This window comes from Streptomyces sp. KR55 (genome assembly GCF_052245645.1).
Classification (GTDB): domain Bacteria; phylum Actinomycetota; class Actinomycetes; order Streptomycetales; family Streptomycetaceae; genus Streptomyces; species Streptomyces flavusporus.
Window position 1 is genome coordinate 1 of sequence record NZ_JBQQCE010000493.1, and the last position, 7,146, is coordinate 7,146.

Consider the following 7,146-nt stretch of genomic DNA (forward strand, 5'->3'; position numbering starts at 1 on the left):
GATGGGTCACACGGTGCCCGGCGAGCACCTCCGCCTCCGCCCGCAGCCGGGCCCCCTCCGCAAGGCTCGACCCGGCGTCGATCAGCAGCGCCGCGCCCCGGCCGACCACCAGCCCCACCGTGCAGTCCCAGCCAGGCAGACGGCACCGGCCGACACCGGCCGCCAGCCGCTCCCACCCGAGCTCTTCCCAAGTCACCGTCATACGGCGACGCTAGCTGTAGGCGCCCGCATGCCACGACCTCACAGGACCGGCCTTGCCCGGGCCGTACCCGACGGCCGTACACTGGGCCGGGTAAGGCTGGCACTCGCATGCGCCGAGTGCCAGGGGGAGCGCCAAGGGGACGACGTGACGGAGGTGTGCGCCATGCTCAGCGAACGACGGCTTCAGGTGCTGCGCGCCATCGTCCAGGACTACGTCGGCACCGAAGAGCCGGTCGGCTCCAAGGCCCTCACCGAGCGGCACAGCCTCGGCGTCTCCCCGGCGACCGTCCGCAACGACATGGCGGCCCTGGAGGACGAGGGGTACATCGCCCAGCCGCACACCAGCGCCGGGCGCATCCCGACGGACAAGGGCTACCGGCTCTTCGTCGACAAGCTGGCCGAGGTCAAGCCGCTGACCGCGCCGGAGCGGCGCGCGATCCAGAACTTCCTCGACGGTGCCGTCGATCTCGACGATGTGGTGGCCCGGACCGTGCGGCTGCTCGCGCAGCTCACGCGGCAGGTCGCGGTGGTGCAGTATCCGTCGCTGACCCGGTCCACGGTGCGGCATGTGGAGCTGCTGTCGCTGGCTCCCGCGCGCGTGATGCTGGTCCTGATCACGGACACGGGCCGGGTGGAGCAGCGTATGGTCGACTGCCCGGCACCGTTCGGCGAGTCCTCCCTTGCGGATCTGCGGGCACGGCTCAACAGCAGGGTCGCGGGTCGGCGTTTCACGGACGTGCCGCAGTTGGTGCAGGATCTGCCGGAGGCCTTCGAAATCGAGGACCGCGGCACGGTCCAGACGGTACTCTCCACCCTCCTGGAGACGCTCGTCGAACAGACCGAGGAGCGGCTGATGATCGGCGGCACCGCCAATCTGACCCGCTTCGGACATGACTTCCCCCTCACCATCCGGCCGGTGCTGGAGGCGCTGGAGGAGCAGGTCGTGCTCCTCAAGTTGCTTGGTGAGGCGAAGGATTCGGGCATGACCGTGCGCATCGGGCACGAGAACGCCCATGAGGGACTCAACTCCACGTCGGTGGTGTCGGTCGGCTACGGTTCGGGCGGCGAGGCAGTCGCCAAGCTCGGCGTGGTCGGACCGACCCGCATGGATTACCCGGGAACGATGGGAGCGGTACGCGCAGTGGCACGGTACGTCGGACAGATCCTGGCGGAGTCGTAAGTGGCCACGGATTACTACGCCGTTCTCGGCGTGCGCCGTGACGCGTCGAAGGAAGAGATCAAGAAGGCCTTCCGGCGGCTCGCTCGCGAGCTGCACCCGGACGTCAACCCCGATCCGAAGACGCAGGAGCGGTTCAAGGAGATCAACGCCGCTTACGAGGTGCTGTCGGACCCGCAGAAGAAGCAGGTCTACGACCTCGGCGGCGACCCGCTCTCGCAGAGCGGCGGCGCGGGCGCCGGCGGCTTCGGTGCGGGCGGCTTCGGGAACTTCTCGGACATCATGGACGCGTTCTTCGGTACGGCGTCGCAGCGCGGGCCGCGCTCGCGTACGCGCCGGGGCCAGGACGCGATGATCCGTATCGAGGTCGAGCTGGACGAGGCAGCCTTCGGTACGACGAAGGACATCCAGGTCGACACGGCCATCGTGTGCGCCACGTGCAGTGGTGAGGGCGCGGCGCCGGGGACCTCCGCCCAGACGTGTGACATGTGCCGCGGTCGCGGTGAGGTGTCGCAGGTCACGCGGTCGTTCCTGGGGCAGGTCATGACCTCCCGGCCGTGTCCGCAGTGCCAGGGCTTCGGCACCGTGGTGCCCAACCCGTGCCCGGAGTGCGCGGGCGACGGCCGGGTGCGGTCGCGTCGGACGCTGACGGTGAAGATCCCGGCCGGTGTCGACAACGGCACGCGGATCCAGCTCGCCGGCGAGGGCGAGGTCGGCCCCGGTGGCGGTCCGGCCGGTGACCTGTACGTCGAGATCCACGAGCTGCCGCACCCGACCTTCCAGCGCCGCGGCGACGACCTGCACTGCACGGTCACGATCCCGATGACGGCGGCGGCCCTCGGTACGAAGGTGCCGCTGGAGACCCTCGACGGCATGGAGGAGGTCGACATCCGCCCCGGCACCCAGTCCGGCCAGTCGATCCCCCTGCACGGGCGGGGCGTCACGCACCTGCGCGGCGGCGGGCGCGGCGACCTGATCGTCCACGTCGAGGTCCAGACCCCCACGAAGCTCGATCCCGAGCAGGAGCGACTCCTGCGGGAGCTGGCCAAGCTGCGCGGCGAGGAACGGCCGCAGGGGCAGTTCCAGCCGGGGCAGCAGGGGTTGTTCTCGCGGCTGAAGGATGCGTTCAACGGGCGCTGACTTTTGACTCCCGGCGTTGGTGAGGCACCGCTTCCTGGTGCCGGCCTCGCTGGGGGCTGCGCCCCCAGACCCCCGCTTCGGCCTGGACGGCCTCGTCCTCAAACTCCCCCACTCTCGGCTCCGCTCGAGCGGGGGGACCCCCACGACGGGCTGTTTTTGCCGACCGGCCTTCATTGGTTGCCCCTGGCCTATGCCGACGGAAGGCCGGATTCGGACTTGTTCGGAGGACGTGACAACATGCCGTCATGTCCTCCGCACTGACCGATCTCTTCCCGCTTCCGATCGTGCAGGCCCCCATGGCGGGCGGCGTCTCCGTGCCGCAGCTTGCGGCTGCCGTGTCCGAGGCGGGCGGGCTCGGGTTTCTGGCCGCCGGGTACAAGACGGCCGACGGCATGTACCAGGAGATCAAGCAGCTGCGGGGACTCACCGGCCGTCCCTTCGGCGTGAACCTGTTCATGCCGCAGCCCGAGTACGCCGAGCCTGCCGCCGTGGACGTCTACGCCCACCAGCTGGCCGGCGAGGCCGCCTGGTACGAGGCCGAGCTCGGCGATCCGGACTGCGGGCGGGACGACGGCTACGACGTCAAGCTCGCGGTGCTGCTCGACAACCCGGTGCCGGTGGTCTCCTTCCACTTCGGCTGCCCCAGCCGTGAGGTCCTGGACGCCCTGCGCCGCGCCGGAACCCTCACCCTGGTCACCGCCACCACGCCCGACGAGGCCCGCGCCATCGAGCGGGCCGGTGCCGACGCCGTGATCGTCCAGGGCGTCGAGGCCGGCGGCCACCAGGGCACCCACCGGGACATCCCCGAGAACGACGGCTCCGCTCTCGGGCTGCTCTCCCTGATCGCCCAGGTCCGCGAGGCCGTCGGACTTCCCCTCGTCGCCGCCGGCGGCATCATGCGCGGCAGCCAGATCGCCGCCGCCCTCGCCGCGGGCGCGAGCGCCGCCCAGCTGGGCACCGCCTTCCTCGCCACGCCCGAGTCCGGCGCCAACGCCGTGCACAAGCAGGCGCTGACCAACCCCCTCTTCGTCCGTACGGCACTCACCCGCGCCTTCTCCGGGCGGCCCGCCCGCGGGCTCGTCAACCGCTTCATGCGGGAACACGGCCCGTACGCCCCCGCCGCCTACCCGGAGATCCACCACCTCACCTCCCCGCTGCGCAAGGCGGCCGCCAAGGCGGGCGATGCGCAGGGTATGGCGCTGTGGGCGGGGCAGGGCCACCGGATGGCGCGCGAGCTGCCGGCCGGGCAGCTGGTGGAGGTGCTGGCCGCCGAACTCGACGCCGCCAGGACAGCGTTGTCCTCCCGGGGCGGTGCCGTATGACCGCGCCCGTCTTCGTGGTGGAGCGGCTCGACGACAACGGGCCCGAGTTCGTGCTCGACGGCCCCGAGGGCCGGCACGCCGTCTCCGTCAAGAGACTGCGGCCCGGTGAGGACGTCGTCCTCACCGACGGACGCGGCCACTGGACGGAAGGGGTCGTCAAGGCCGCCGAGGGCAAGGACCGGCTCATCGTGCAGCTGCACGGGGTGCGCGAGGAGCCGGAGGAGTCCCCCCGGATCACCGTCGTCCAGGCCCTCCCCAAGGGCGACCGCGGCGAGCTGGCCGTGGAGACGATGACCGAGGTCGGCGTCGACGCGATCGTGCCGTGGGCGGCCGCCCGCTGCATCACCCAGTGGAAGGGCGAGCGCGGAGCCAAGGCGCTGTCGAAGTGGCGGGCCACGGCTCGCGAGGCCGGCAAGCAGTCCCGCAGGGTGCGCTTCCCGGAGGTCGGGGAGGCGGCGACGAGCAAGCAGGTCGCCGCGCTGCTGGCCGGGGCCGACTTCGCCGCCGTACTGCACGAGAGCGGCGACGAACCGCTCGCCGCCGCCGAACTGCCCGCCGACGGCGAGATCGTGCTGGTCGTCGGGCCCGAAGGCGGCGTCTCCCCCGAGGAGTTGGCGCTCTTCGAGGAGGCGGGCGCGAAGGCCTACCGCCTCGGCCCGACCGTGCTGCGCACCTCCACCGCCGGTACGGCCGCGGCCGCGCTGCTCCTCGGCCGCACCGGACGCTGGTCCTGACCCAGGTGAGGGAGGACGTCATGGAACTCGCCCAAGTGCGGCTGCTGGTCGGTGACTTCGCCGCCTGCTACCGCTTCTACGCCGACGTCCTCGGCCTCAAGCCGCAGTCGGGCGCGACCGAGGGGCCGTACGAGAAGTTCAGTCCCGCCACCGGATCGGCGGGCATCGCCCTCCAGGACCGGGCGATGATGGCCGGCGTCCTGGGGGAGCTGGGCGACACGGCGACCGGGCACCGCTCGCTGGTCGTACTGCGCGTCGACGACCTGGACGGCTACTGCGAGCGCATCACCTCACGCGGCGCGACCCTCCTGCACGGCCCGGCGCCCATGACGGACCGCATGCGGGCCGCCCACCTCAAGGACCCGGAGGGGAACCTGGTGGAACTGCAGGAGTGGCTGCTGCTGCGCGGCTGACCACCGAGGGCACCGAGTGGCCGTATGTGCCCTACCGCGACGGCCGGGGCAGTGGCAGGCTGCCGTCCATGGGGGCACTGCGGTGGATTCGGGGGCGGCCGCGCGGGACGCGGGTGGTGGCTGTGGCGGGAGCCGTGGTGGTCGGCGTGGGCGGGATCGCGGCCTGCGAACCGGGTGCCATGAGCTCGGCGACGGTGGCCTACACGACCGACGAGCTGGTGACGCGGGAACTGCAGCGGCAGAAGGCCGACGTCCAATGGCTCAGCTGCACCGCCGACTTCGGCAACAGGACCGGCTCGACCCCGTCCGCGAGCGTCGACACCGTCGCGGACGTCGACTGCCAGGGCCGGACCACCGACGGCAAGGACATCACCGTCACCGGCAAGGTGACCCGCGCGGTCGACGGCGCCTGTGTACGCGGTGACCTCACCGCCGAGGTGGACGGCAAGGAGTGGTTCCACGTCACCGGGCTCGGCGACTGCAACGCCACCAGCGCCCCGCCGGCCGGCAACCGGCCCGGCGGCGGGCCCACCACCACCGTGACCGTCACCAAGACCGTCTGGTGCCACGGCGATCCGAACTGCTGGCCGGAAGGCAAGTGAGGAGAGGCGGACAAGTGATCCAAACCTCTGTGCGCGGGCCCCGCCGCTGCATAGGGTGATCGGGTGACAGAGTCCGCAGCGCCCGCCCCGTCGGCGTATCTCCGCTTTCCGCACCTGCACGGCGATGTGGTCGCCTTCACCGCCGAGGACGACGTCTGGATCGCTCCCCTCGACGGCGGCCGGGCCTGGCGGGTGAGTGCCGACAACGTCCCGGTGACCATGCCGCGCATCTCGCCCGACGGCACCACCGTCGCCTGGACCTCGACCCGCGACGGCGCCCCCGAGGTGCACATCGCGCCCGTCGACGGCGGCCCGGCGCGGCGGCTCACCCACTGGGGCAGCGTGAGGACCGAGGTCCGCGGCTGGACCCCGGACGGACAGGTCCTCACCCTCACCACGCACGGCCAGGCCAGCCTGCGCCGCACCTGGGCGCACGCCGTCCCGCTGGACGGCGGACCGGCGACCCGGCTGCCGTACGGGCCGGTCGGGGAGGTCGCGTACGGGCCGCACACCGTGCTGCTGTCCGCGCCGATGGGACGCGAGGCCGCCAAGTGGAAGCGGTACCGGGGCGGCACGGCGGGCAAGTTGTGGATCGACCGGGAGGGGGACGGGGAGTTCGTACGGCTGCATGAGGAGCTGGACGGGAACATCGAGTTCCCGGTGTGGGTGGGGGACCGGATCGCCTTCCTGTCCGACCACGAGGGCACCGGCGCGCTCTACTCCTCCCTCGCCGACGGCTCCGACCTGCGCCGGCACACCCCCCTCGACGGCTTTTATGCCCGGCATGCCGCGAGCGACGGCACCCGTGTCGTCTACTCCTGCGCCGGTGAACTCTGGCTGCTGGACGACCTCGACGGGGCCGAGCCGCACCGGCTCGCGCTGCGGCTCGGCGGGCAGCACACCGACCGGCAGCCGTACCCGGTGAACGCCTCCCGCTGGTTCGGGTCCGCCTCGCCCGACCACACCGCGCGCGGCAGCGCGCTCTCCGTGCGCGGCGGGGTGCACTGGGTGACGCATCGCTCCGGCCCCGCCCGCGCGCTGGCCGCCGAGCCCGGCGTACGGGCCCGGCTGCCGCGCACCTTCCGCGCGGAGGGCGAGGAGTGGGTGGTGTGGGTGACGGACGCCGAGGGCGAGGACGCCCTGGAGTTCGCGCCCGCCACCGGACTGACCCCGGGCTCCGTCCCGCGCCGGCTCGCCGCCGGGCAGCTCGGCCGGGTCCTGGAGCTCGCCATGGCGCCCGACGGCAGCCGGGCCGCCGTCGCCGCGCACGACGGGCGGCTGCTGCTCGTCGAACGGGAGACCGGCGAGGTGCGGGAGGTCGACCGCAGCGACAACGGAGACGTCTCCGGGCTGGTCTTCTCGCCGGACTCGGCGTGGCTCGCCTGGTCCCACCCCGGCCCCCGCCCGCTCTGCCAGCTGAGGCTCGCCAACACCACCGACCTGTCGGTCACCGAGGCGACCCCGCTGCGCTTCCAGGACTACGCGCCCGCCTTCACCGCCGACGGCAAGCACCTCGCCTTCCTCTCCAACCGATCCTTCGACCCCGTCTACGACGAG

At 72.4% G+C, this 7,146-nt stretch carries 7 protein-coding genes and 1 pseudogene; 7 read left to right on the forward strand and 1 reads right to left on the reverse strand.

The features are described from left to right. A pseudogene (locus ACTWQJ_RS42965) lies at positions 1 to 202 on the reverse strand (MBL fold metallo-hydrolase); the annotation flags it as partial. A gap of 162 nt (positions 203 to 364) precedes the next feature. On the opposite strand from ACTWQJ_RS42965, the gene hrcA reads away from it, so the two are divergent. The 7 genes from hrcA to ACTWQJ_RS43000 form a co-directional block, all read left to right on the forward strand. Then, a complete protein-coding gene (hrcA, locus tag ACTWQJ_RS42970; RefSeq protein ID WP_443311836.1) occupies positions 365 to 1,381 on the forward strand; it encodes a heat-inducible transcriptional repressor HrcA in 1,017 nt (338 codons plus the stop codon). Next, complete coding sequence (gene dnaJ / locus ACTWQJ_RS42975) at positions 1,382 to 2,518, forward strand: molecular chaperone DnaJ (RefSeq protein WP_443311837.1); 1,137 nt, start codon at positions 1,382 to 1,384, stop codon at positions 2,516 to 2,518. It begins immediately after the preceding gene. A 245-nt stretch (positions 2,519 to 2,763) separates the two neighbouring features. After that, on the forward strand, positions 2,764 to 3,840 hold the full coding sequence (locus ACTWQJ_RS42980; RefSeq protein WP_443311838.1) for a nitronate monooxygenase: 1,077 nt from the start codon (positions 2,764 to 2,766) through the stop codon (positions 3,838 to 3,840). Further along, positions 3,837 to 4,574 carry a 16S rRNA (uracil(1498)-N(3))-methyltransferase gene (locus ACTWQJ_RS42985; RefSeq protein ID WP_443311839.1) on the forward strand — a complete coding sequence of 246 codons (738 nt, stop codon included), beginning with the start codon at positions 3,837 to 3,839 and terminating at the stop codon, positions 4,572 to 4,574. Before ACTWQJ_RS42980 ends, ACTWQJ_RS42985 begins: the two co-directional genes overlap by 4 nt. Before the next feature lie 20 nt (positions 4,575 to 4,594). After that, positions 4,595 to 4,987 carry a VOC family protein gene (locus ACTWQJ_RS42990; protein ID WP_443311840.1) on the forward strand — a complete coding sequence of 131 codons (393 nt, stop codon included), beginning with the start codon at positions 4,595 to 4,597 and terminating at the stop codon, positions 4,985 to 4,987. Beyond that, positions 4,966 to 5,589 (forward strand): hypothetical protein, encoded by a 624-nt coding sequence (locus tag ACTWQJ_RS42995; protein ID WP_443311841.1) that lies wholly within the window; start codon positions 4,966 to 4,968, stop codon positions 5,587 to 5,589. Before ACTWQJ_RS42990 ends, ACTWQJ_RS42995 begins: the two co-directional genes overlap by 22 nt. A 63-nt stretch (positions 5,590 to 5,652) precedes the next feature. Continuing rightward, positions 5,653 to 7,146, forward strand: a 1,494-nt coding sequence (locus tag ACTWQJ_RS43000; RefSeq protein ID WP_443311842.1) for a S41 family peptidase, incomplete at its 3' end; no start/stop codon positions are given.